This is a genomic window from Thermomicrobiales bacterium (assembly GCA_041390825.1).
Taxonomy (GTDB): domain Bacteria; phylum Chloroflexota; class Chloroflexia; order Thermomicrobiales; family UBA6265; genus JAMLHN01.
Genome location: JAWKPF010000023.1, coordinates 1 through 24,651, shown reverse-complemented (window position 1 = coordinate 24,651; position 24,651 = coordinate 1). Strand labels below are relative to the sequence as shown.

The 24,651-nt window shown below is 61.1% G+C and carries 24 protein-coding genes, 3 tRNA genes and 1 other annotated feature; of the genes, 13 read left to right on the top strand and 14 right to left on the bottom strand.

Going from position 1 to position 24,651, the window contains the following annotated elements:
* Positions 1 to 56: 56 nt before the first annotated feature.
* The 12 genes from R2855_13120 to R2855_13065 all read left to right on the top strand — a co-directional run bounded on the left by R2855_13120 (position 57) and on the right by R2855_13065 (position 7,526).
* Positions 57 to 1,049 carry a PQQ-binding-like beta-propeller repeat protein gene (locus tag R2855_13120; GenBank protein MEZ4531947.1) on the top strand — a complete coding sequence of 331 codons (993 nt, stop codon included), beginning with the start codon at positions 57 to 59 and terminating at the stop codon, positions 1,047 to 1,049.
* A gap of 287 nt (positions 1,050 to 1,336) precedes the next feature.
* Entirely contained in the window at positions 1,337 to 2,536 is a 1,200-nt protein-coding gene (tuf, locus tag R2855_13115; protein MEZ4531946.1) for an elongation factor Tu, read from the top strand.
* Positions 2,537 to 2,642: 106 nt separating this feature from the next.
* Positions 2,643 to 2,813: a 50S ribosomal protein L33 gene (gene rpmG, locus R2855_13110; GenBank protein ID MEZ4531945.1), complete on the top strand. Its 171-nt coding sequence runs from the start codon at positions 2,643 to 2,645 to the stop codon at positions 2,811 to 2,813.
* Between the two features lie 31 nt (positions 2,814 to 2,844).
* Positions 2,845 to 2,920: transfer RNA gene (locus R2855_13105), tRNA-Trp, on the top strand.
* Between the two features lie 99 nt (positions 2,921 to 3,019).
* Complete coding sequence (gene secE, locus R2855_13100; GenBank protein MEZ4531944.1) at positions 3,020 to 3,385, top strand: preprotein translocase subunit SecE; 366 nt, start codon at positions 3,020 to 3,022, stop codon at positions 3,383 to 3,385.
* 111 nt (positions 3,386 to 3,496) lie between these two features.
* A complete protein-coding gene (gene nusG / locus R2855_13095) occupies positions 3,497 to 4,024 on the top strand; it encodes a transcription termination/antitermination protein NusG (GenBank protein ID MEZ4531943.1) in 528 nt (175 codons plus the stop codon).
* 33 nt (positions 4,025 to 4,057) lie between these two features.
* Positions 4,058 to 4,483 carry a 50S ribosomal protein L11 gene (gene rplK / locus R2855_13090; GenBank protein MEZ4531942.1) on the top strand — a complete coding sequence of 142 codons (426 nt, stop codon included), beginning with the start codon at positions 4,058 to 4,060 and terminating at the stop codon, positions 4,481 to 4,483.
* 72 nt (positions 4,484 to 4,555) lie between these two features.
* The gene (rplA, locus tag R2855_13085) at positions 4,556 to 5,281 is read left to right on the top strand and encodes a 50S ribosomal protein L1 (GenBank protein ID MEZ4531941.1); all 726 of its coding nucleotides are present in this window, start codon (positions 4,556 to 4,558) and stop codon (positions 5,279 to 5,281) included.
* Positions 5,282 to 5,309: 28 nt separating this feature from the next.
* Positions 5,310 to 5,450: a sequence feature (ribosomal protein L10 leader region), on the top strand.
* Between the two features lie 37 nt (positions 5,451 to 5,487).
* Positions 5,488 to 6,024 carry a 50S ribosomal protein L10 gene (rplJ, locus tag R2855_13080; GenBank protein MEZ4531940.1) on the top strand — a complete coding sequence of 179 codons (537 nt, stop codon included), beginning with the start codon at positions 5,488 to 5,490 and terminating at the stop codon, positions 6,022 to 6,024.
* A 68-nt stretch (positions 6,025 to 6,092) separates the two neighbouring features.
* Complete coding sequence (gene rplL, locus R2855_13075; GenBank protein ID MEZ4531939.1) at positions 6,093 to 6,476, top strand: 50S ribosomal protein L7/L12; 384 nt, start codon at positions 6,093 to 6,095, stop codon at positions 6,474 to 6,476.
* Between the two features lie 239 nt (positions 6,477 to 6,715).
* Positions 6,716 to 6,789: transfer RNA gene (locus R2855_13070), tRNA-Pro, on the top strand.
* Positions 6,790 to 6,887: 98 nt separating this feature from the next.
* Positions 6,888 to 7,526 (top strand): response regulator, encoded by a 639-nt coding sequence (locus R2855_13065; protein ID MEZ4531938.1) that lies wholly within the window; start codon positions 6,888 to 6,890, stop codon positions 7,524 to 7,526.
* Positions 7,527 to 7,637: 111 nt separating this feature from the next.
* Here the strand turns inward: R2855_13065 and R2855_13060 are convergent, their stop codons facing one another.
* From R2855_13060 to gatC, 14 genes are all read right to left on the bottom strand, one after another.
* A complete protein-coding gene (locus R2855_13060) occupies positions 7,638 to 8,912 on the bottom strand; it encodes a CdaR family protein (protein ID MEZ4531937.1) in 1,275 nt (424 codons plus the stop codon).
* Positions 8,912 to 9,832: a diadenylate cyclase CdaA gene (gene cdaA, locus R2855_13055; protein MEZ4531936.1), complete on the bottom strand. Its 921-nt coding sequence runs from the start codon at positions 9,830 to 9,832 to the stop codon at positions 8,912 to 8,914. Before cdaA ends, R2855_13060 begins: the two co-directional genes overlap by 1 nt.
* 109 nt (positions 9,833 to 9,941) lie before the next feature.
* Positions 9,942 to 10,727, bottom strand: coding sequence for an ATP-binding protein (locus tag R2855_13050; GenBank protein MEZ4531935.1), 786 nt, complete (start codon positions 10,725 to 10,727; stop codon positions 9,942 to 9,944).
* Positions 10,651 to 11,307, bottom strand: coding sequence for a DnaD domain protein (locus R2855_13045; protein MEZ4531934.1), 657 nt, complete (start codon positions 11,305 to 11,307; stop codon positions 10,651 to 10,653). The genes R2855_13050 and R2855_13045 overlap by 77 nt, the downstream gene beginning before the upstream one ends.
* Before the next feature lie 82 nt (positions 11,308 to 11,389).
* Complete coding sequence (gene dnaB / locus R2855_13040) at positions 11,390 to 12,730, bottom strand: replicative DNA helicase (GenBank protein MEZ4531933.1); 1,341 nt, start codon at positions 12,728 to 12,730, stop codon at positions 11,390 to 11,392.
* A 133-nt stretch (positions 12,731 to 12,863) separates the two neighbouring features.
* Positions 12,864 to 13,385, bottom strand: coding sequence for a 50S ribosomal protein L9 (gene rplI / locus R2855_13035; GenBank protein MEZ4531932.1), 522 nt, complete (start codon positions 13,383 to 13,385; stop codon positions 12,864 to 12,866).
* Positions 13,386 to 13,554: 169 nt separating this feature from the next.
* The gene (locus R2855_13030) at positions 13,555 to 16,713 is read right to left on the bottom strand and encodes a glycosyl hydrolase (GenBank protein MEZ4531931.1); all 3,159 of its coding nucleotides are present in this window, start codon (positions 16,711 to 16,713) and stop codon (positions 13,555 to 13,557) included.
* Positions 16,714 to 16,804: 91 nt separating this feature from the next.
* Positions 16,805 to 17,341, bottom strand: coding sequence for a DUF305 domain-containing protein (locus R2855_13025; protein ID MEZ4531930.1), 537 nt, complete (start codon positions 17,339 to 17,341; stop codon positions 16,805 to 16,807).
* Between the two features lie 63 nt (positions 17,342 to 17,404).
* Complete coding sequence (gene mgtE, locus R2855_13020) at positions 17,405 to 18,769, bottom strand: magnesium transporter (GenBank protein MEZ4531929.1); 1,365 nt, start codon at positions 18,767 to 18,769, stop codon at positions 17,405 to 17,407.
* A gap of 1,099 nt (positions 18,770 to 19,868) precedes the next feature.
* Complete coding sequence (locus R2855_13015) at positions 19,869 to 20,303, bottom strand: hypothetical protein (GenBank protein ID MEZ4531928.1); 435 nt, start codon at positions 20,301 to 20,303, stop codon at positions 19,869 to 19,871.
* Between the two features lie 207 nt (positions 20,304 to 20,510).
* Positions 20,511 to 20,585: transfer RNA gene (locus R2855_13010), tRNA-Lys, on the bottom strand.
* A 516-nt stretch (positions 20,586 to 21,101) separates the two neighbouring features.
* On the bottom strand, positions 21,102 to 21,347 hold the full coding sequence (locus tag R2855_13005) for a hypothetical protein (protein ID MEZ4531927.1): 246 nt from the start codon (positions 21,345 to 21,347) through the stop codon (positions 21,102 to 21,104).
* A 150-nt stretch (positions 21,348 to 21,497) separates the two neighbouring features.
* Positions 21,498 to 22,958, bottom strand: coding sequence for an Asp-tRNA(Asn)/Glu-tRNA(Gln) amidotransferase subunit GatA (gene gatA, locus R2855_13000; protein ID MEZ4531926.1), 1,461 nt, complete (start codon positions 22,956 to 22,958; stop codon positions 21,498 to 21,500).
* On the bottom strand, positions 22,955 to 23,260 hold the full coding sequence (gene gatC / locus R2855_12995) for an Asp-tRNA(Asn)/Glu-tRNA(Gln) amidotransferase subunit GatC (GenBank protein MEZ4531925.1): 306 nt from the start codon (positions 23,258 to 23,260) through the stop codon (positions 22,955 to 22,957). Before gatC ends, gatA begins: the two co-directional genes overlap by 4 nt.
* A 199-nt stretch (positions 23,261 to 23,459) precedes the next feature.
* On the opposite strand from gatC, the gene R2855_12990 reads away from it, so the two are divergent.
* Positions 23,460 to 24,651 (top strand): hypothetical protein (locus tag R2855_12990; GenBank protein ID MEZ4531924.1); only part of this gene is annotated, 1,192 nt, incomplete at its 3' end.

The window sequence follows — 24,651 nt, the reverse complement described above, 5'->3', positions numbered from 1 at the left end:
AGCAAGAGATTGCCGACGTGCTTCTGTTTCGGGGCGACGTTCATCGGACTGGAGCAATGCCAGGCCCTGCCTTGGACGCCGAGCGTGTGGCTCCTGTCTGGGAGTTCATGACTGGAGATGAGGTGTGGTCGTCTCCGGTGATTTCCGAAGGTGTTGTCTTTATCGGCAGCGACGATCACCGGCTGTATGCGATCGACGCCGCTGACGGGGCCGTGCGATGGAACTTCGAGACTGGCGCAAGCATCTTCTCGACACCGGCAGTATCGGGAGACCTGGTGGTCGTTGGCAGTGACGACGGCAGGGTTTATGCGGTGGAGAGGGCGTCCGGCAACCTGGCCTGGCAATTCGAGGCCGGCGCTGGGGTCTGGTCATCTGCCGCGATCGATGCCGGAGTTGCCTACATCGGATGCGAGAACAGCAAGCTGTATGCGCTCGACCTGCTCGCCGGAGAGCCGATTTGGACGGCTGATACCGAGGATCGCATTCGATCTTCACCGACGGTTGCCGGAGGAGCGGTATTCGTTGGCAACAACGACGGGCATCTCTATGTCGTCGCAGCAGAGACCGGCGAGGTCGTCGCGAAGATTCCCACCGACGGCTCGGTACGATCCTCGGCCGCCCTTGCTGACGATACGCTCGTGTTCGGAAGTCTCGATGGTCGAGTGTTCGCGCTGAGCGCGTTCAACGGCGAGGTTCTTTGGATAGCGGAGACAAACGGACCCGTGGAGAGTTCACCAGCAATTGCCGACGGTGTTGTGTTCTTTGGCAGCCGCGATGGGACTCTGGCGGCGCGTACGCTCCATGATGGAACCGAACTGTGGTCTTTCCCCATCGGTGACGAGGTCCGCTCATCACCTGCCGTTTGTGGAGGTATCGTGACCGTGGGGTGCATGGACGGACGTGTGATCGCATTCGATGCGACGACGGGCATCGAACGATGGAGTTTTCACACAGACGGCCGGGTTTACTCATCGCCCGCAGTTTCGGGTGGAATGGTGTTTGTCGGGTCGACTGATGGTCGAGTATTGGCCTTGGGGGCCGAAGTCTGAGGCTGCCTGGTCGCCGACGGAGGAGAGCGTCTCCCGCGTACGCCGGTATGCGCAGGGCACGGAGCAATACTGCAACGTCTGGGAAAAGTTGAGTATACTTTCGAGTTGTGGCGTCGCGCCGCAAAGCGAGCGACTCAGGAGCGATCCACTCCCGAATTTTCGGGCACGGATCTGATCCAGACGTGGAGTCGTGCAAATCGCTGAAAGGCTCCGTTCGAGGGAGCCTTTTCCATGTCAGCGCACATCGAGGCGCGAGTTCCGTCGATCCAGGGAGGTCGAAAACAAAAGTGGGTAAGCAGAAATTCGAGCGCACGAAGCCGCATGTCAACGTCGGGACGATCGGGCACGTCGACCATGGGAAGACGACCTTGACGGCGGCGATCACCAAGACGTTGTCGTTGCGGGGCGAAGCGGCCTTCCGCAGCTTCGATTCGATCGACAACGCGCCGGAAGAGCGGGAGCGGGGCATCACGATCGCGATTGCGCACGTGGAGTACGAAACCGACAAGCGGCACTACGCGCATGTGGACTGCCCGGGGCACGCCGACTTCATCAAGAACATGATCACCGGGGCGGCGCAGATGGACGGAGCGATCCTGGTGGTGTCGGCGCCGGACGGGCCGATGCCGCAGACGCGGGAGCACATCTTGCTGGCGCGGCAGGTGGAAGTGCCGGCGATCGTCGTCTTCCTGAACAAAGTCGACATGATGGACGACCCGGAGCTGCTGGAGCTGGTGGAGCTGGAAGTGCGGGAGTTGTTGAGCACGTATCAGTTCCCGGGGGACGAGATTCCCATCATCCGGGGATCGGGGTTGGCGGCGCTGTCGAGTGAGAGCAAGGACCCGACCTCGCCGGAGTACGCGCCGATCTGGGAGCTGATGAATGCGGTCGACGACTACATTCCGACGCCGGAGCGGGCGATCGACCAGCCGTTCCTGATGCCGATCGAAGACGTCTTCGGGATCAAGGGACGTGGCACCGTGGTGACGGGGCGGGTCGACCGAGGCGTGGTCAAAGTGGGAGATGAAATCGAAATCGTCGGGTTGGGCGAGCAGCGCAAGGTTGTGGCCACCGGGGTGGAGATGTTCCAGAAGACGTTGGACGAAGGGGTGGCCGGAGACAACGTTGGGGTGCTGTTGCGCGGAGTGGAGCGGACGGATGTGGAGCGGGGGCAGGTGCTGTGCAAACCGGGCAGCATCAAACCGCACACGAAGTTTGCCGCCGAGGTGTATGTGCTGGGCAAGGAAGAAGGGGGACGGCACACGCCGTTCTTCAATGGATACCGGCCGCAGTTCTACATTCGGACCACGGACGTGACGGGGAGCATCCAGTTGCCGGACGGAGTCGAGATGGTGATGCCGGGCGACAACATCCAGATGACGGTGGAGCTGATCACGCCGGTGGCGTGCGAGGAAGGGTTGCGGTTCGCGATCCGGGAAGGCGGGCGCACCGTCGGCGCTGGTGTCGTCACCTCGATCATCGAGTAACAGACTCTGCTATACTCAGGAGTCGCGTTCCGCTGCGGGTTTCCGCGCTGGAGCGCGGCTCTTTGGTTGCGCCATCGACGAAGTTCGAACTAGAGGATGATGTACAATGGCAAAGAAGTCGAAGGCCGACCGGCATACGATCACGCTCGAGTGCACGACGTGCCGCGAACGGAACTACACGACTGAGAAGAACCGGCGAAACGATCCGGGTCGGCTGGAACTGAAGAAGTTCTGCGTGCGCTGCAAATCGCACCAGTTGCACCGGGAAACCCGTTAGTCGCCGCCGCGTAGCGCCATCGGGCGCGCTTAGGGTCGTAGCTCAATTGGTAGAGCAGCGGTCTCCAAAACCGCAGGTTGCGGGTTCGATTCCTGCCGGCCCTGCCACGAGAACGTCGATCGGTGGGGTGGCGCCGTTGGGTTCCGCCCCGTTTTCATGTCACGAAGACGTTGCTCGTTCGTCGAAGAGTTGAATGGATTGTCGAGATGAGCACAGCTCAGCGCCGGTCTGCCACGAAGCCGCGCCGTACAGCGACAAAGACCAAAGAGGTGGCGCCCGAGGGCGTTGCGGCTGAGGAGCAGCGTCCGGGGGAGAGTCTCTCTCGACCGCCGAAACCGGCCCCACCGAAGGAAGTCGATCCGGCGAAGCCGCGAAGCGGTCTTTCACTTCGCATGGAGCGCATTCGGCAACTCATGCGCGACACCTGGTCGGAGATCAAGAAGATCACCTGGCCGGATGGCGATACCGTGCGCCGGTTGACCGCGCTCGTCTTGGCGATGGCCTTCGTGCTTGGACTGCTGCTGGGCGGGATCGACTACCTGCTCCTCAGGGTCTTCGACGCGCTGACGTAGGTCCGCGCCGATTGGATTCGTATGACTGACACAGCTACGTCTGGACGAAAATCGATCAAGGAACGGCTTGCCCAGCGGCGCGCCGCCGAGAGCGCCCAGGGGCAGGAGCCTCTGGAAGGCGCCTGGTACGTTCTGCATACCTATTCCGGATATGAGAACAAGGTCAAGAAGTCGATCGAGAGCCGGGTCGAATCGCTCGATCTCGGCGAGCGCGTCTATGAGATCGTGGTTCCGACTCAGGAAGAGATCGAGATCCGCAGCGGTCAACGTCACACCGTGCAGCGCAAGGTCTTTCCTGGCTACGTGCTGGTTCGCATGGAGCTGGATGACGAGACCTGGTACGCGCTGCGGAACACGCCGGGCGTGACCGGTTTCGTGAGCATCAACAACAAGCCGGTGCCACTTGGAGAGCGGGAGGTGCAGGCGATCATGACCGGCATGACGGCGGAGGCGCCGAAGGTCAAGATCGCGTTCCAGCTTGGTGACACCGTGCGCATCGTCGATGGTCCGTTCGCCGATTTCCGTGGCGAGATCGACGAGATCAATCAGGAAAAAGGCAAGATTCGAGTCCTTGTATCGTTCTTCGGCCGTGAAACACCGGTCGAACTCGACTTTTTGCAGGCGGAGCGAGAGTCCTAGCGCCGGCGTTCGACCCGCCGGGAGGGTGCATTTTTGGCAAAGCGTATTCGTGCATATGTGAAACTTCAGATTCCAGCGGGCAAGGCGACGCCGGCCCCGCCGGTTGGTCCTGCCTTGGGCCAGCACGGTGTCGCGATCATGAACTTCGTCAAGGAGTACAACGAGCGCACCGCCAACATGGCTGGTCAGACCGTTCCGGTGCTGATCACCGTTTATGAGGACCGTTCCTTCACGTTCGTTACCAAGACGCCGCCGGCATCCGACCTGCTGCGCCGTGCTGCCGGCATCGAAAAGGGTTCCGCGAACGCACCGGGACGCAAGGTCGGCAAGGTCACGCAGGATCAGGTCCGTGAGATCGCCGAGACGAAGATGAAGGATCTCAACGCCATCGATATCGAAGGCGCCATGCGGCAGATCGAGGGCACCGCGCACTCGATGGGTATCGAGGTCGTCGCCTAACCAGGTTTTTCGTTTTTCACCAGTGGGAGATTCCCGCGGACGGGGATCGTTCGGACCACGGAGGTAGTACCTATGCCGAAGAGCGGCAAGAACGCGGTTGCGGCCCGCGCGAAAATCAACCGCGAGACGCTCTATTCCCCCGAAGAAGCAATCGCGCTGATGCGCGAAGCCTCATTCGCGAAGTTCGACGAAACCGTCGAGATGCATGCCCGACTGGGTATCGATCCGCGTCAGGCCGACCAGGCCGTGCGCACCACGGTAACCTTGCCGCACGGCACGGGAAGCACGGTGCGCGTGCTCGTCTTCGCTCAAGGTGAAGCCGCGCGCATTGCCGAGGAAGCGGGCGCCGACTTCGTTGGTGGCGATGAGTTGGTCGCCAGGATCAACGATGGCTGGGTCGATTTCGACGCCGCCATCGCAACGGCTGACATGATGGGCAAGGTCGGCACGCTCGGTCGCGTGCTCGGACGCCGCGGCCTCATGCCGAACCCGCGCTCTGGCACGGTCGTGCGCGCGCCGGAAGACCTCCCGGATGTGATCAAGGACCTGAAGGGGGGGCGTGTCGAGTTCCGCAATGACCGGCTGGGTATCGTGCATACCGTCATCGGCAAGAAGCGGTTCACGGACGACGAACTCAAGGAAAACCTGCTGGCGTTCGTTGACGCGCTCAACCGGGCCAAGCCATCGGGAGTCAAGGGCGTGTACTTGAAGTCGCTGGCCCTTGCGAGTACGATGGGCCCCGGCATTCGACTGGACATCGGCAAGACGCTTGCCGAAGCCGAAGGCTCTGCTCGCTAGTCAGCGTCAGCTGAGAACGCGAGCGTAGAACGAACAATTCAAGAGACCTGAGACAGCCGGCGCCTTCGGGCTCAATTTCCGGCCGAGGTCCCAATCGACGGCTTCGACCGCATTTTTCGATGCGACGCGCCCTGGGACTTCGGGTTCCAGGGCGTTTTTCTTTGACGAATTGATTCTGAGTTGGGAACAGAAAGGAGGTTAACGCAATGCCAACTTCAGCCAAAGCACAAACGATCGATGAGCTCTCCGAGCAGCTCTCCAATGCGAAGCTGATCGTGCTCACCGACTATCGCGGTTTGCGCGTCGCTGATCTGCAGGATCTGCGAACCAGCCTGCGCAAGAGTGGCGGCGAGTTTCGGGTCGCGAAGAACACCCTGACTCGCATCGCAGCCGAGAACGCGGGGATTTCGGGACTCGATTCGTACCTGGAAGGACCGCTGGCGCTGGGTCTTGCCAACGACGATATCGTCGGCTTTACCAAGTCGCTCTCGGACTTCGCGCGAACGTCGCGCATTCTCACCATTCGTGGTGGTGTGCTCGACAAGAACTTCATCACCGCGGAGCAAGTCGAAGCAATCTCGACGCTGCCCTCGAAGGAAGTTCTCCAGGGCAAGCTCCTGGGGCTCCTGCAGTCGCCAATGGCGCGCACGGTCGGTGTCCTCAGTGGCCCGAGCCGCTCCATCGCATATCTGCTTCAGGCGCGCGCCGATCAGCTCGGCGGCACGGCCATGGCGGCCGACTAACTCGACCATTCGTCCGTAGGAACGTTTTTGCCGGGGTCGCGTGAGTCGGCCCATGAAAGGAAACAACAATGAGCAACGCTGCCCTGATCGAGCAGCTCGAGAAGATGACCGTCCTCGAGATCAATGAGCTTGTCAAGGAGCTCGAAGAGCGCTGGGGCGTTTCTGCCGCGGCGCCGGTCGCAGTCGGCGGCGCAGTCGCCGCTGGTGGTGGCGCGGCCGAGGCTGGTCCGGCCGAAGAGCAGACCGAGTTCGATGTCGTTCTGACCGATGTCGGCGCGAACAAGATCCAGGTGATCAAGGTCGTGCGCGAGCTCACCAGCCTGGGCCTGAAGGAAGCCAAGGACCTGGTCGAGGCCGCTCCGAAGGCCGTCAAGGAAGGCGTCTCCAAGGACGAGGCGACCGCTGCCAAGGCGAAGCTGGAAGAAGCCGGCGCCAAGGCCGACGTCAAGTAACGCAGCCAGAACCTGTGAGAGCGAGGGTGGTCATGACCGGCCACCCTCGTTTCGTTGGTAGTCCGCGGACCGTTGCTTGCACGTTCGGGGCGAAGCGCGAACTGCGAACGCCCCGGTGGGTTTTCGAGTTGGTCTGCACGCGCGCTCGATTACGGGCAACCTGACTCAATACAGGATGGCCCGCGAACTGTCCAGGTCCGGTAGGTGAATCGGGCCAAGGGCGGTATACTTATGTGTCACGGGGTGTGGCGCAGTCCGGTAGCGCACTGGTATGGGGTACCAGTGGTCGGAGGTTCGAATCCTCTCACCCCGACCGTCTCGCTGTTGCGGCGAACCCGTTTTTCTTGATCCTCTCTGTCTTCCCGTGGGAAGCACCACGCTGCCGGAGAGCTCGCGTACATCGGTGGATCGATGCGACCGACCAATGCACAACGTTCGACATGCCGAATTCTGATTGCCGACGATGAGTCGCTCATTCGGCTCGATCTGAAAGAAATGCTCACCCACCTCGGGTACGACGTGCTGGCGGAAGTCGGCGATGGTGGCGCCGCAATCGAGCTGAGCCGCAAACTCAAGCCCGATCTGGTCATCATGGACATCAAGATGCCCGAGGTCGACGGAATCTCCGCAGCGGAGATTCTGACGCGCGAGCAGATTGCGCCGGTGGTGCTGCTGACAGCTTATTCCGACCAGGCGCTCGTGGAACGCGCGCGCGACGCGGGAGTGGTTGGATATGTGGTGAAACCGTTCCGGGAGGCTGAGCTCCTGCCAGTCATCGAGCTGTCTCTCACGCGCTTCGCCGAGTTCACCGCGCTTCGCAAGGAAGTGGGCGATCTGCGGGACGCGCTGGAAACCCGCAAGGTTGTCGAGCGGGCGAAGGGCGTGCTCATGGAAGTCCACGGTCTCCCCGAGGCTGACGCATTTCGCCGCATCCGCAAGACCAGCATGGACTCGCGAAAGTCGATGAAGGAAGTGGCCGAAGCGATCCTGTTGACTTACGAGATGGATATTTCGGCCGCGCCGGTTGGAGACACGACCGACGGTCTGTAGCTCCGATCGATGCTGATTCCCGCGGCCGGACACGGTTTCTGTGCCGGGCCGAGCGAACTGTGCCTCGATACGTCGCACGACAAATGAGCTGGTTCGAGAAGCGCTCCCAGATCAGGGGGCGCTTTCTATTGTTCCCACGGGAGGAGAGCCGGACGCTGAAGTCGTGGGCAGTTCCGTGATCGTGAGCGTGACTTCTGACGGGAAGGTGGTCACCCACTGGACGCCAGCCGGGAGAATTGCCAGTGGCTGGACAGTGTATGTACCGGCGGCGAGACTGGTCGCATCGACCACCACCTGCAGCGTGGACGAATCGAGCTCAGCCAGCGTCGCCTGCGGGGCAACCACTTCGATCGTCACTTCGTCCGGATTGACCGATGCGACGAGTCCGGGCTCGACGCCAACGATGGTGACCTGCTGGGACGGAAGCGACTGGCGTACGCCTCGTTGCGTGATCTGCACCAGCACCTCCACCTGGCCGCTCGACGGCTGGAGTATTTGCAAGCCCTCCGGCAGATCGGCAATGCCGACCGTCTGATTGAAGCTTGCGTCGGCGCCGGTGACATCGATGGGGTCGGTCGTCAACGCAACCAGCGAATCGAGGATTGCTTCGTTGCCATCGACGATGACAAACTGTGGATTGATCGTACGATCTCCAACCTCATACCCGGTCGCTGGCGTTCCTGTGATCGACGCCAGCACCGCCACGCTCTTGCCGCGCGCCGAAACCCGTACGGTTGCTTCGACTGCGGTCGGCGCGATCGTCACGCCCTCTACGAGATTGCCTTCGGCATCGCGTGCTTCCGGGATATAGATATCCTGGAACGTCTGGGTCCCACCGGATACTTCGACCGGGAGCACGACCTCGGCAACCGATTCGACCAATGAGCTCGGGCCGGTGACGAGCACGGTCTCCTGATCGGGCACGACGGTCACGGAGCGAAGACTGTTCGCATCCAGATCGAGCACCGTTGGAACGAGCGCGAGCTCTTCGGTCGCGGATCGCTCTACCTGCACGGTTGCCGTGGCTGGAGAGACCGAAGACCGCCAAACGCCGTCCGGCGGATCGAGTTCGATCGGAAGCTGATACGTTCCCGGTTCATTCACTCCGGAAAAATCGATCGTGGCAACGACGGCGTTCGCGTCGATGGGGTTGATATCCGACTCTGGTCCGGAGAGTTCGACGCGCACCGGATCGATCTCGTCGAGCAACACCAGTGAGTCATCGAGCGCTACCGATTCGACAGGCACGTCGGCAAAGGCCCGGCTCGTTTCCGGATCCTCACGGAGCGTCACGAGCGCCCACAGGATCAATGCCAATGCCAGCGACGCAAGGAAGCGAAGCGCCACTTCTCGGGTGAGATATGCACGGATGCGCTCGATGTACATCAGTCGCCGCTCTGGATCGTCTTGGTGGCAGGTTCGTTCGAGCGGCCACTGGCGGAGCTGGATCGGCGCGCGCGCATGCGGTCAGCGCTGGGAAGATGGAAGCGGCTCGTGGTTGTCCCGCTGGTTGGTTCTTCGCGATCCAGGCGCATGAGGGTGCGCAGAACGCGCCTGAGACGGTCCTGATCGAGTCCTCTGATCAGCCGTCCACTGTGCGCAACGGCAATCTGGCCAGTCTCTTCCGAGACCACAACCGCGAGCGCATCGGAGTCCTCGGTGACGCCGATTGCCGCGCGATGCCGTGTGCCCAATTGGCTCGATGCGGAGATATTGTCCGTCAGCGGAAGGACCACGCTTGCGGCAACAATGCGATCACCGCGGGTCAGCACCGATCCATCGTGCAGCGGGGAGTTGGGATAGAAGATGTTGATCAGGAGTTGGCGGGTGAGCTTGGCGTCGATGGGGACACCGGATTCCGCGTAGTCCTGCAGGCCCGTTTCGCGTTCGATGATGATCAACGCCCCATACCGCTGTCGAGCCAGTTGACCAGCTGCGCGCACGATCTCATCGATGGCTTGCTCAGTGCCGATATCGACATTGGCGGGGAAGCTCTCTCGCAGACGGGATCCGGTATGACCCAACTGTTCCAGCGCCCGCCGAAGTTCCGGTTGGAAGATGACGGGAATGGCGATCAGGAGTGCCGGCCAGGTGCGAGCGAGGATCCAATTGAGGGTTTCGAGGTCGAAAACAGTGGCGAGGATGTACACCAACGCCAGGAAGATGATCGCACCGCGGATCAGAGACGTTGCGCGTGTTCCCTGAGCAACACCGAGCAACCAGAAAATGAGCAGCGAAACGACAAAAACGTCAAATAGTGAGCGGAGGCTCCAGAGTTCGGAGAGGAGCCACCTGATCTCTGGCATGTAGAAAACGCCTCATACCCGATGTATCGAGATTCCATCGGTATCTTAGCATCGTATGGGCTTCTGACGACTCAAAGCGGGTTGACAGAACGCCAACTTCAAACCGGGTTTACCGCATCCCGCTCGATCGCGAGAAATCACGCAAACGATAATCCTCGGCGTCCAGAAAAACGTAGCGTGAGAGCCGCGAATCGAGCATGCGTGAAACGATGCGATCTTCGATACGATCGAGCTTGGCGTTCGAGGTGATCACCGTCGGCAGTTGCTCGTTATAGCGGTGATTGAGCAGCTGGAAGAGCTTTTCGCTCGCCCACGCGGTGGTGTTCTCGGTGCCGAGGTCGTCGAGCACCAGGAGGTTCGCATTTCTGATCTGCTGGAATCGCTCGTCGTAGGCAACCCCGGTCTCAGGATCGAAGGTGGCGCGAAGTTGATCCAGCAGATCGGGCACGACGCGAAAGTAGACCGCGGCCTGGACATGCCGGCTGGAGTAGGCGTTCGCTACGGCTGCCGCCAGGTGCGTTTTCCCCACCCCAACCGCGCCGTGCAGGACCAGCCAGCCATCGGTGGCGCGTGCGTACTCCCGTGCGATGCGAAAGGCTTGTTCCGTACCGCGCATCGAGGCGTCGAAGCTTTCAAAGGTCAAGTGCCGCAGCGACTCGAGATTCGAAAGGTTGCTCAGTTCGCGCGACAACTTCGCCTGCTGCCGTTCAGCCGTGCAGATGCAGGGCATCAGCTTGCCAAAATTGGGATGCCCGGGATCGACGTCGAATCGCACCCAACCCGCATCCTGGCAAATCGGGCAGTCGTAGGTTGGTTGCTCAGGACGAAGCACGCCGTCGTTGCCTATATCGACCGGGATCGAAAGGTTCGGGAGCAGATCCCCGATTCGCCGCATCTCGATTTCCTTCCCCGCGTCCATTGACGGACCAATTCTCGAGGACGCGCTGGACGTATCTCCAGTTTCGTTTGTTGTACGTGACCGCCTCGCGAATGGCGTCTTCGATCCAGTCGAGTGGATAGAGCTCCATTGCAGTTTCGATCTGATCGGTGAGCAGCGGTGTCAGCATGCCGATGTTCTTCTCGTACAGCGAGAAGATCGACGGCGCGGTCGCAGCCACGACTGCGTCGATACCCGCCACAGGCCACGCTCCCCGCTCGACCATCACCTGAGCCAACGCTTCGCGGTTTGCGCTGGACGCGGGCACGTACCAACGCTCGTCGTGCCCATCTACGGTCAGGACGACCTGGATGATCGAGTCGCGCGCGGTGGCGTACTGCAACCCACGGCGAATGCGTTGACCGAGTCTGCTCGAGCGCCGGTCTTCGTGAAAGGTTCGACTGAGCACCGAGTCCCGCACGATCGCATCCTCGCTGACCGCTGGGGGGGTCGAACCAGATTCTCCTGCCAAACGGAAGACCGCAAGCGTGACGTGAAGTTCGGTTGGGTCGTCGATCTGCGCAATCGTGTCGGTCAAGAACACACGTGGGACCGGAATCGTCTCATGCGGGGCAGCGGCGCCTGGAGAACGGCTGTCGGATGTCATCGCTGCTGCCGGTCTAGAACTGATTGTCGTGGAATGTTTGGAGGTCGGCAAAGCGAGCATTGTTCTCGAAGAAGCGGAGGTTGATGGATCCAATCGGACCGTTGCGATGTTTCGCGACGATCACTTCGGCGAGGTTCTTCCGCTCGGACTCGTGATCGAACTTGTCCTCGCGATGGATGAACATGACGATGTCTGCGTCCTGCTCGATCGAACCCGACTCTCTGAGGTCGGACAGCTGGGGACGGTGCCCGGAGCGGCTCTCGATCGCGCGGGACAGTTGCGAGAGCGCCACGACCGGAATGTCCAGCTCGCGCGCAAGCGACTTGAGCCCGCGCGAAATGTCGGCGATCTCCTGCACGCGATTCTCGCTGCGCCTGCCTTGCATGAGCTGCAGATAGTCGACGATCAGGAGGTCGAGTCCGTGTTCGGCTTGCAGCCGTCTGGCCTTCGTGCGTACGTCGGAAATCGAGAGAAGCCCCGAGTCGTCGACATAGATCGGGGAGTTCGAGAGTCGGCCGAATGCGCGAACGACGCGCTCCCATTCGTTGTCTTCGATGTGCCCCATGCGGAGCCGGTGCGAGTCGACGCCGGTCTCCGCGGCTACCAACCGTTGCACGAGCTGATCGGCGGGCATTTCCAATGAGAAGATGCCGACCGTGCGGTCGTGCTGCACAGCAGCGGCATAGGCGAACCCGAGCGCCAGCGCGGACTTGCCGAACCCTGGGCGCGCGGCAAGGATGATGAGGTCGGAACGCTGCATGCCGCCGAGCAGCTTGTCGAGATCGGCGAATCCGGTTGGGACACCGACGAGCGCATCGCGGGATTCGCGACTTTCACCGAGCCGTTCGAAAAAGCCCTCGAGCACCTCGTCAATCTTGGTGAACTCTTTGGTGAGCCGGCGCTGAGCTACCCCAAACACGCTCCGCTCGGCCTGGTCGAGCGCGTCCTCGACCTCCAGGTCTTCGCGATAGCCGACACTGACGATCTCGGCCCCGGCCTGGATGAGCCGTCGCTGGGTCGAGGTCCGCTCGACGATCCGGCTGTAATACTCGACGTGAACCGCAGTGGGCACGCTCTCGACGAGCGAGCTCAGGTACGCAAGGCCACCGACCGCGTCGAGTTGATTGCGTCGGCCCAACTCATCGGACAGGGTCAGGATGTCGGTCGGTTCGCGGCGATTGTAGAGATCGCGCATCGCCGCGTAGATCATGCCGTGGGCGGGCTGATAGAAGTCTTCCGGGCGCAGAATCGTTTCGACCCTGATGATGGCGTCACGGTCGAGGAGGATGCTTCCGAGAGCGGATTGCTCCGCTTCCAGATTGTGAGGTGGTAGGCGATCGATTGCTGCGACCATGCGACGGCGCTGCCTGGGGTTGGACGAACCCCCTGGTCAGATCAAACGGGAGTGATCTGGTACGGCGAGATGAGCGGATGGTAGCAGGTTCCCGGCCTGGTGCGCAGGGGAGCCGGGAACCTGCGGAAAACGTCTAGGCCTCGGCGGAGAGCTCGGCGTTTTCGTCGGCGACGAGCTCGAGCGTGGCGGCGTCCGCCTCTTCCTCATCAACGATGCCGTTGACGACGACCGTGACTTGCGGGCGCAGCTTGCCAACGAGGTTGACGGTCACCGGATGCTCGCCAGTGGTGCGGATCGGCTCGTCGATCACGATCTTGCGGCGGTCGATCTCGGCGCCGACGGCTGCCGAAAGCTTCTCGGCAATGTCACCGTTGGTGATCGAACCGAAGAGGCGGCCATTGCTGCCGGCGCGGGCCTCGAAGACGAGCTTCTGACCGCTGATGCGATCGGCCAGGCCTTGAAGCTCCTGCTCCTGGCGCTGAATCTTGCGCTGCTTGACCGCTTCGTTGGTCGCCACCACCTTCAGTTCGCCTGGCGTGGCAACGACGGCCATTCCTTTGGGGATCAGATAGTTACGGGCGTAGCCATCGGCAACGTTCTTGACCGAGCCCTTCTCACCCAGGTTTTCGACATCTTGCCGAAGCACGACTTTCATGATCTGTAATGCCTTCCAAACAGTTGGACGTAGGTTGACGACAACACGAAACAGGCGGGTCGATTCTCCGCCTGCGCAACCGCGTAACTATACCGCACGCGGGGAGAAGACGGTCCGTGAGCCCGGTCTTTCGATCCGGGCCCAGGGACCCGCTGAGAAGTTGGGGTAGCTAGAGAACGACGATGGCGGCGATTCCAGCCTTCTCGATCTTTTTCGCAAACGCGGCGACATCCTTTTCGGCAAGCTTGTCGAACTTCCTGATTTGCTTGTCGATCAACGCTTCGAGCTCGGCCGTTGCCGCTTCTGCTGCGTCCGTTGGCCGGTAGTCGCCCATTTGCACGACACCCATGATGTTCGCGATGCGGGCAATCAGCCGCGGGCCGGCGTTGATCGAGTCCCCCCAGCCCATGCGGAGGTCCGGAACCGCCAGGGTTTCCTCGATCGCGCGGACCTTGGCCGATAGCGCCGACGCCTCTTTGGCAAGCGATGCGGTGGTTTTTCCGTCCTTGGTGCGGGTTTCCCAGCGGGACAGCTGCCCACGCAGATCGCGCATGCGATTCACCGCCTTGTTGGCTTCGTCGACCTTGTTGCAGATGCGCAGGCTCAGTGCTTCCTGGGCGACGAGGTCGGCAGGATCGACCGGCGCCTCAGGCGGATTGATGACATCGAATGCAGCCGAGCGGCTGGTCTTTCCCACGGTGAGGGTTGCTGTATAGCGACCGGGAGCCACGTATGGACCACTCAGGCTCTCTTTCGCGGCCGCGTCGTCGCCATCGATTCTGGTCGGGTCGGGGTGCGTGAGATTCCAGACGAAGCGGTTCCAGCCTTTGGCCGCGGGAACTCGCAACTCTTCGGCGATTGGGTCGTCGTCGGGTTGGCGGCTGGTGAACGTGCGAAGCGGCGTCTTTGCCCCCTGAGCCGTAAAGGAGAGCGAAATCGGCTGGTCCGGTTCGTCATCCAGGTAGTACGTGATCACCGCGCCAAACGGCGGATTCTCGCCGCTATCGAGGAGGATCTTGCGGGTGTCGCCCTCGGGAGTGCGCTCGACATCGTAGCCGCCACCCATGCCGCCGAAGTAGTTGACATTGCTGGGGGCCGCGCTGCTCCAATCGACTCCCGGAAGGACGCGCAGCGCGTTCCGCGGAGCGATGAGCTGCGTCCCAACTGGTGCTCCCGTTTGGGCAATGCTGCGCAGCGGAGTCAGGTCATCCATGATCCAGATCGAGCGGCCATGCGTGCCGGCAATGAGGTCACCTTCTTTGATGATGAGCTCGAAGACCGGGGCGACGGGAAGATTCAGCTGCAGTGATTGCCAGGACGCTCCATCGTCGAAGGAGACATGCACACCGAGTTCTGTGCCGAGGTAGAGCAAACCGGGGATTTCCGGATCGGCGCGGATGACTCGCGTGAACTCGTTGTCCGGCAACCCGTGGTCGATGCGCGACCAGGTCGCCCCATAGTCGTTCGTCACCCACACGTACGGTCGATAGTCGTCGGTCTTGTAGCGCGTGCCGCACAGATACGCTTTGCCGTTCTCGAACGGAGAGAGCTCTATGCCGGTGACCATCGTCCACTCGAGCATGTCCGGTGGGGTGATGTTGGCCCAGGTCGTGCCGGCGTCGCGAGTGATATGAACCAGACCATCGTCCGAACCCGCCCAGATCGTGCCCTTTTCCCGAGGGGACTCGACCAGCGAATAGACAGTGGCGTAGGTTTCAGCGCCGACGGCATCGGAATTGACCGGGCCACCACTGACTTTCAGCGTTTCTGGGTCCGCCCGGGTGAGATCGGGACTGATGGCTTCCCACGTCTGCCCTTCGTCGGTCGTCTTGAAGACCAGGTTGCCGCCGATATACAGGGTATCCGGGTCATGCGGCGAAAAGACGATCGGATAGGTCCACGCGAAACGGTATCTGTGAGACTCGGCTCCGAGTCCCCGCCCCAGTTCTGGCCAGGTCGTGATGAGCCGGATCTGATCTCGGCGGCGATCGTAGCGCTGGAGTGAATTGCCACCGCCCGGTGAAGAGCCGATGGCGCCGACATAGAGGATGTCGTCATCGTCCGGATCGATCGCGAGGTAGCCGCTCTCGCCCGAGCCGGCCACGTAGCAATCCGACCAGGTGATGTTCGGAGCAGCGACGCGGCTGGGAATCGCGATGCTGGTGTTGTCCTGCTGGGTGCCGTAGATCGTGTAGGGGTCGCGGTTGTCGGTGCAGAGATGATAGAACTGCGCCGTTGGTTGGTTGAGAATCGACGAGAACGAGCGGCCGCCATTGTAGGAGACGTTCGCGCCGCCGTCGTTCGCCTGGATCATCCGACGGTTGTCTTTGGGATCGATCCAGACATCGTGGTTGTCACCGTGTGGCGTCGGGATTTCGGTGAAGGTGCGGCCGCCATCTGTGCTCTTCCAGAACGAGAGGTTGTTGACGTAAACGGTGTCGGGATCGACTGGATCGGCCGTGACATGGGTGTAGTACCAGGCACGCGAGAGCAGGTTCTGGTCGTCCGAGACTTTTTCCCAGGTGGCGCCGAAGTCATCTGAGCGGTAGAGACCACCTTCTGTGCGGTGCTCGATCAACGCCCAGACTCGTCCTGACTGGGCAGGCGAGGCCGAAACGCCGACCTTTCCCCAGGTGCCAGCCGGGAGTCCTCGGCGGCTGGAAATGTTCGTCCAGGTGTCGCCCCCGTCCTTGCTTTGCCAGAGCCCGGAATCCGGTCCTCCGGAGCTGATCATCCAGAACGATCGAAATGCTTCCCACACGCCGGCGTAGAGGATGCGCGGGTTGGCGTCGAGTGTGAGATCGACCGCGCCGGCGCGCTCGCTGACGAAGAGCGGATGACTCCAGGTGGCGCCGCCATCGGTCGACTTGAAAACGCCTCGCTCAGTGTTTGGGCCAAAGGCATGACCAAGGGCCGCGACCCACACTGTATCCGGATCGTTTGGGTGAACACGAATCTTCCCGATGAAGCGTGTGTCGGAAAGTCCGAGATGGGTCCAGCTATGCCCCGCATCGGTGCTGCGATAGACACCGTCACCATGTGTGACGTCGATGCGAATCGTGGTTTCACCCGTGCCCGCGTAGATAACGTTCGAATCTGAGGGCGCCACAGCCAGGGCGCCGACCGCGCTGGTGGTCAGGTAGCCATCTGTGACATTCCGCCAGTACGTGCCGCCATCGGTCGACTTCCAGACGCCGCCCGCGCACGCTCCAAAGTAGAAGGTGCTGTCATCGTGATAGCTGCCAGCTACGGCAACGACGCGTCCACCTCGGAATGGTCCGATCGAGCGCCAGCGCTGGAGTCCGTCGATCTGGATAGGTTCGGGCATGGGCGGTTCCTTTGCTGCATGAGTGCCTGATGTTTGCAGAAGGATAGCGGTATCGCCGCACCGTTCGATGGACGCTTCGAGGCCAGGGCGATCATGTTGCTGAACCGCTGATTTCATCCAGCAGCGCGGTCATCGTCTCGATCTCCTGCTGGCGGACCTCGAGCAACACTCGGGCGAGATCGGAAAGCTCGGAATGATCGGCCGAGGCGCGAGACTCGGCCAGCACGGCCACGCTCACGCGTTGGTGGTCGATCATGGCGCTCAAAAAGGAGAGATCGGGGTTCTCGGAAGTCTCGCAATACGGAAGGGACGCTGTGACGGTCGGAGCTTGCGCATCCGGGTACCAGAGCGAGCGAACGTGCCGCATGAGCTGGATCTCCCCCGCGCGACTCTCGATGATGCGAAGCGCCATGCGGCGGACACGACTGTCGCTCACCAGCGTCATTGCCTGATTTGCCATCCCCATCGCCACGGCATCGCGGGCGATGAGCGAATCGAGGCGTTCCAGATCACTTTCGAACACCAACTCAGTGGCTCGCGGAGTGGCGAATGTCGGCGTGATGCATGAGACCGGGGTCTGGGCAAGCGTCGACCACGAACCAGTGGTGAGCGAAACCGCGAGCGTCACAGCCCACAGCCAGCACTGGATCGGCCGAGAAACCGGGACACGATGCTTCGCCTGCATGGGAACTCAGAGGTGCAGCAGTCGTTTGGCAATGGTGAAGTAGATCACCAGGCCGGTTCCGTCGACGAGGGTGGTAATCAACGGCGCCGAGACGACCGCGGGATCGATCTTCAATCGGTCGATGATGAGCGGAAGGATCGCCGCGACGGCCGCCGACCAGATGCAGATGCACATAATGGTCAAGGCGATTACAAATCCGACATCGCTTCCAACATGCAGAAGCTGCGCCCGCCCGAAGGCGACAACGGCCATGACCAATCCCAGGATGACTCCCACCGCGGCCTCTTTGGCGAGCACCCAACGCACATCGCGTAGTTGAACTTCGCCAACCGCAATCGCGCGCACCAGCGTGGTCGTGACCTGGCTTCCGATGTTTCCGCCGGTGCCGATCAGAAGCGGGACGAAAAAGGCGAGCGCGACCACTTGCGCGATCTCGTCCTCGAAATGGCGCATGACAGTGCCGGTGTATGCCTCCGCCGCGAAAAGGAGCAGAAGCCAGAGGATGCGGCGTCGAAAAAGCAGCGGAATCGAGGCGAAGCGATAGGGGGTTTCCAACGGCTGCGAACCGCCCAACCGCTCAATGTCTTCGGTGGCCTCGTCTTCCAGCACCTCTGCAACATCGTCTTGCGTGATGATGCCGAGCAGACGATTGTCCGCGTCGACTACCGGCAACGCCAACAAGTTGTTGTCGACCAACAGGCGGGCGGCTGTTTCGCGATCGGCCGTGGCCTGAACACGCACCGGATCGACGACCATCAGCTCGCGCATGGGAGTGTCTTTTCGGGTCAGGACGAGCCGATGGAGCGAGAGAACGCCCAGAAGGTGCTCGAGTTCATCGACCACATAGACGTAATACATCGTCTCGGCTTCTTCGGAGACACGCTGCAGCGCGGCAATGGCCTGGGATGCCTGGAGGTCGGGCGAGATCGAAACGAAGCCGGGGGTCATGATTCCGCCAGCGGAATCCGAGGGATAGGCCAGCAGCTCGCGGATCTCCTCGGCATCGGCTGGTTCCATCTGAATCAGGATTTGCTCGGCGTGATCGGCAGGAAGCTCGTCGATGACATCGGTGGCGTCGTCCGGCGCCATTGCTTCGAGCAGATCGGCTGCGGCAGGATGCGAGAACGTTTGCAGAATTCGGGCTGCTTCGATCGGTTCGATCTCGCTCAGCAGGTCGATCAGGAGATCTTCCGGCAGGATCGCGACCATTGCGTGCAGTTCAGACGATTCGAGCTGCGGGACGATGGCGGCCCATTGATTCGGGGCCGCTTCGCGCGCAAGCGTGGTGACACGATCGGGCTGGTTGGCATCGATGGCGCTCTTGAGCTGCGCCACGAGCTCGTCAGTGTCGAAGGTGGTTCCGGTTGGCATAGGACGCCTCGATTGAAGATGCGCGGTGCGACGTCGCGGAGCGGGAGGCTTTGGGCACGCTCGGCGCGGATGGTACGCCGTTCGCCAGGAGAGGATTGCGGAAGTTGCGCGGAGTGGATGACGCGGCGGCAGCGCCGTCCGGAAGTGACACGAAAACGCCCGTTCGGACCTATCCGAACGAGCGATCACGTGCTCAGATCTGAGTGGGTGGTGACCCGCCAGGGACTCGAACCCCGAACCAGCTGATTAAGAGCCGGTTATACGCGGAGCCCGCGTACGTACGCGTTTTCCGCAGTTCGACCATCTGACCCATTTTCTCTCAACCAACTGTCTTGTGGGTCCATTATAGCAACGTTGAGAATTCCAGTAAGTCTTGACGGCATTCCCAGCGCGCAGATTTGTTCCACGAAAGTGAGTGAGAGCAGCGATTGATCCCGCAGACTGGAAAACCCATCCTCGATCTTGCCGCTTATGCTCTTACGAAGGAGACACTCGGAAGAGTTGTTGGGACCAAGAGCGGACCATGTCGGCGTGCAAGCCAACGGGTTTCCAAACAACTTGCGCAACGTCGCTTGTGAAAATCTGCAAGCGAATCTTTGAAAACTCCGAATGCTCTGAAACCGGACATATCAACCAAGCCGTGATGAATTCCATCAAGTGAGTCCCAATCATCACTTATGAAGGATCGTCAATTGCAGGAAGGCGTAGTGGTCGGCCGAGTACGATTCGGGGTAGTCCCGGCTATCGACGACATGGCAGAAACTTGTCGAGGACCCTGTTCGTGGTCGCTGCCATGGCAAACAGATGGTGTCTCAACTCAATCCGCAGCGGTCGAACGCACACTTTCAATTATGGTGATATAGCCTGCTGCAATAGAACTTGATCACGATGAGGGCAAGACCTAGACAAATCTTGAGCCAAGTCGCACCACGATCTAGGGTCCTGCCAGGCGCCATCAGATGCAATGAAGAGAATCTTGATCGCAACCAGGGGAAAGTCATCGCGACAGTTTGGTGGGCTCTGCCTGACGCAGAACATGAGATTAGGAACTCGGAGTTCGACACGTCCTCTCCCAGTCTTTTGACTTCCCTGCTCGGTTTCATGGGCTGCAGTTCCGGGTTGCTCGACTGAAGGCGTGTGCCAAAGCATGCAGCTCTACATCGAGTACCTCGAACGGATGGGCAGAACGCAAAGAATCCAAGATTGGCGGAGGCTCCTGTGAAGAGCGTTGCCTGACTGAGTCCGGCGCCATTGCTTCGAGCAGATCGGCTGCGGCTGGATGGGAGAACGTCTGCAGAATTCGGGCCGCTTCGATCGGTTCGATTTCGCTCAGCAGGTCGATCAGAAGATCTTCCGGCAAGACCGCGACCAACGCGTGCAGTTCGGACGATTCGAGCTGCGGGACGATGGCGGCCCATTGATTCGGCGCCGCTTCGCGCGCAAGCGTGGTGATGCGATCGGGCTGATTGGCATCGATGGCGCTCTTGAGCTGCGCCACGAGCTCATCGGTGTCGAAGGTGGTTCCGGTTGGCATAGGACGCCTCGATTGGAGATTCGCGGTGCGACGTCGCGGAGCGGAGGCTTTGGGCACGCTCGGCGCGGATGGTACGTCGTTCGCCGGGAGAGGATTGCGGAAGTTGCGCGGAGTGGATGACGTCGTGGCAGCGCAGGATCGAAGTGACACGAAAACGCCCGTTCGGACCTATCCGAACGAGCGATCACGCGCTCAATCTTGAATGGCTGGTGACCCGCCAGGGACTCGAACCCCGAACCAGCTGATTAAGAGTCAGATGCTCTGCCATTGAGCTAGCGGGCCGCGCGAATGCTCACCGCACAGGCGAAATCGCGACCGGAAGAGTATACCCAATCGCCTGCGGGAAGGCGAACCGGGCCGAGGGACGCAGGAGTCAGGAAGACGAGAAACGAGGGGAGATCGGGCATTCGGCTACGGGAAGGAATACACGGCTAGCGGGAAGTGAGTTCCATTCTTCCGCCAATGCCCGGCGAGACTGTGACATGCCCCGACGCTCACTGGTCGCATCAAACGGAGCCCTTTGACCATGCTCGATGTAACTCAAGGGCCGCGTAGTTTGACCGAGACTTCGGGACTATCTGGTTGCGACAGGAGTATGTGGATTGCTTGTCGACCCAAGAATTAGGTGGAGCAGCGCGTCGGAATCGTCACTATCTTCACGCGTTCTCGAGTGAGATCGAGACCTCCGTTCCGGCGAGCACATTGAGGGTTCGATGAGAACGAAATGAGGTGGGCGTTTTCTCCCACCTCATCGGTCGAGACGTCTGCTCGACGAGCCTATCGAATTTCTTGCGGTCGCTATGCCAGTTTGACGTAGAGCACGCCGTCGACATCCCACTGCGAGACTTTCATCTTGTTGTTGGATGCAACTCGAGAGATCGACGACTTGAGTCCGCGAATGCTTTGGCCTTCGCTCGGCTCGATACGAGCAACCTTTCCCTTCGACAGCTGATTGAGGATCGCGAGCGATTCCTGGGCTGCGCGGGTCATCGCCTTGGGGGCTGGCGGGGCGTCGTTCTCGCTGATGATTTGGACTTTAGCCATTGACGTGCTCCTGTTAGTTGGTTACAGCGTGCTCATAACCTTGGAAAACCGGCGTAATAATGACACACGCTGCGACAATTTGCGAAAGACAACGTCTTGTGCGCGAATGCAATATTTATCGATTCGCACGTTTGTGCTTCGCTCAGGCGTCTAGTCAGCGATCTTTGGACGCTTTGCATGCCAGGGTTGAGACTGCTCGTATGCATGCGCAACACCGAGCAGTGTCGCTTCATCGAACGCTCGTCCGAGGAACTGCAAACCAACTGGCAGATCGTTCGAGAAACCGCATGGCAACGAGATGCCAGGTATTCCCGCCATGTTCGCCGGAATGGTGAACACATCAGCGAGATACATCTGGTATGGATCGTCCATTCGATCTCCGATGCGGAACGCAGTTGTTGGAGATGTCGGCGCAACGATGACATCGACCTTTTCGAACGCGCGGTCGAAGTCTTGCTTGATCAGCGTTCGCACCTTTTGGGCTTTGACGTAGTAAGCATCGTAGTAACCGGAACTAAGCGCATACGTCCCGAGCATGATGCGGCGCTTGACTTCGCTGCCAAACCCTTCTCCCCGCGTGCGCTCATACATTTCCTTGATCGTCGGGGAATCGATACGAAGACCAAAGCGGACGCCATCGAAGCGCGCAAGATTCGCGCTGGCTTCGGCTGGCGCGGTGATGTAATAGGTGGGAAGCGCGTACTTTGTATGTGGAAGCGAGATCGGCACAAGTTCGGCGCCCAACGCCTCGAGTTCGCCGAGTGCAGTCGACACTGCCGATTCGACACCGGGCTCCATACCCGCGACGGTGTATTCCTCCGCAACCCCGATCTTCACTCCGTTCAGGTCGGATCGGAGAGTCGCGTGAAACGCAGGAACAGAATTGCGTGAGCTGGTCGAATCCCCGGGATCGTGGCCGGCAATGGCCTCGAGGACAAGCGCGGCGTCTTCGACACAGCGTGTGAAGGGTCCGATCTGATCGAGACTGCTCGCAAATGCGATCAGTCCGAGGCGCGATACGCGGCCATAGGTTGGTTTGAGTCCGACGATGCCACAGAAGCCGGCTGGTTGGCGGATGGAGCCACCGGTGTCCGACCCGAGGCCGAACATGGTTTCTCCCGATGCCACTGCGGCGGCCGGACCGCCCGATGAACCGCCCGGCACGCGCTCGATATCCCAGGGATTCCGCGTCGGAAAGAACGAGGAGTTTTCCGTCGATGAGCCCATGGCAAATTCGTCAGTGTTGCCCTTCCCAATGAATGTGGCGCCCGCGGCGCGAAGCTTGCTGACGACAGTGGCGTCATACGCGGATCGATACCCCTTGAGAATCTGCGATCCGGCAGTTGTGTGGGAATCGACCGTGACCAGCACGTCCTTGATCGAGGCGGGAATGCCGGTCAAGGGACCAGCGGCGCCGGCGGCGATTGCGACGTCCGCTGCTTTCGCCTGGGCACGCGCGACTTCTGGAGTGAGCTCGATATGGCACCGCAGGGTCGGTTCGAGGGCGTCCGCGCGTGCGAGGTGCGCTTCGGTGAGTTCTGCCGCAGAAACTTTGTGGGAATCGAGCAGCAACCGCGCTTCGGAGATCGAGAGGTTTGTCAGCTCGCTCACGACGACTCGCTTTCTCCGCCCAGCGGTGTGCGCACGACGAAGCAGTTGTCCGCGGCCCGAGGCGCATTCTGGAAGACAGCTTCCTCGTCGAACGACGGTCGCACCTCGTCGTCTCGCCAGACATTCGTCATCTGTGTGACCGAGGCGGTTGGTGGAATGGCGTCGGTGTCGAGCTCGGCGAGTACACCGATGTGCTCCAGGATGACCGAAAGCTGGTCGCGCATCCGTTCCCGCTCTGCGTCGGTCAACCCAAGGCGCGCGAGTGTGGCGACGTGATCGACGTCGGCAAGCGTCAGGGCCATATGGCAGTCCTCTTCGAACGACAGAACGGCGCCGAGTTGGCGCCGCCGACTGAGTCTAGCACGGGCCCGATGTGCAGAGCAGCACACCGCACGACCGCTGGATTGCACCGCGACGGTATCGGAACGGCCGATCGTACGATAGACTGAGCGCAACGCTGATTACGAGACGTGCTCCCCGGGGAACTCGTTCGAACATGGTATGGCAAACAAAAGTCTCGTAACCGGTCACGGCTCCTCTCGCTGGACTCGCAGGGCTTTTCTCGCATCGTCGACGCTGGCGGTGGTCGCGCTGGCCGGTTGCGGCGACGAGTCGAGCACTCGGCAGTTTGCCGGTGGTCCGCAAACGCCAGGCAATGAAGGTTCACCCGGCGCGACCGGGGTGGTTGGATCGCCTGGGTCTCCTACCGCGCTGCCAACGCAGATGCCGGTTTCTGAGCTGTTGGCGCCGCGTGGAATTGCGCTGAACATTCCCGTCGTCCAGCAACATCGCATTTCGCTGGTGAACATCTCGTCCGGCGTTCTGATCGAAATTTGGGCAGATCGAGACCGCACGATCTGGGCCGCTGCGGCCGATCCGACCGGTGAGCGGATTGCGGTGCTTTCGTCCCCCAATGGCGAGGTGGCCAGATGGGTGGTGGACTTTGTGGCGTCGGACGGTACCGCGCTCGGCCATGTCGAACTGGGGAACCGGAAGGGCACCCCTGAGCCGAAACCGGACGCGGTGGCGGCAGGACTCGGCGGTATCGCCTGGATTGCCGATACCGCGAGCGCGGCGGTATCGCTCCCAACGGGCGGCCTCCAGCAGGTGTATGCCGACGGATCGCATGTGCGGCTGCTCTCGGCTGCCAGCGCGAAGCGCCCCGCCGCAGTCGCAGTCACGCCGGACGCAGGCACAATCGCGTTTGTCAATCAGCCTTCGGGGTCCGAAGGGAGCGGCATCTATGCCGGTTCGATGAAGGCCAAGCCGATCGATCCGGTGGTGGTCCTGCAGCCGGACCGCTCCGGCAATCGTTCTGCGCACGATCTGGCGTGGATCCCCGCTGGCCGCCGCGTAGCCACTGTGATCGAACGTGAAGAATTGGGAATGCCGCAGGGAGATCTGTTCTATGTCGACACGGCTACCGGACGCCCAACGTTGGCCTGGACGTCACCCGCAGGCAGCGAAACGTGGAGCGTCGTGGCATTTGCGGTTTCACCCGATGGGAAGGTTGTCACGTTCCTGACCAACCCGACGAACCCTGGCTCGCGAAAGCCGAGTTCCGTGTGGGTGATGCAAGTGGACGGTGCTGCGCTCGAACGGTTCGAGCTTCCCATCGAGCTGCACCAAAGCCGGCTTTCCTTTTCTCCCGAAGGCATCGCGGTGGCCGGCAGCGTACGGGAGGAATCGAGCG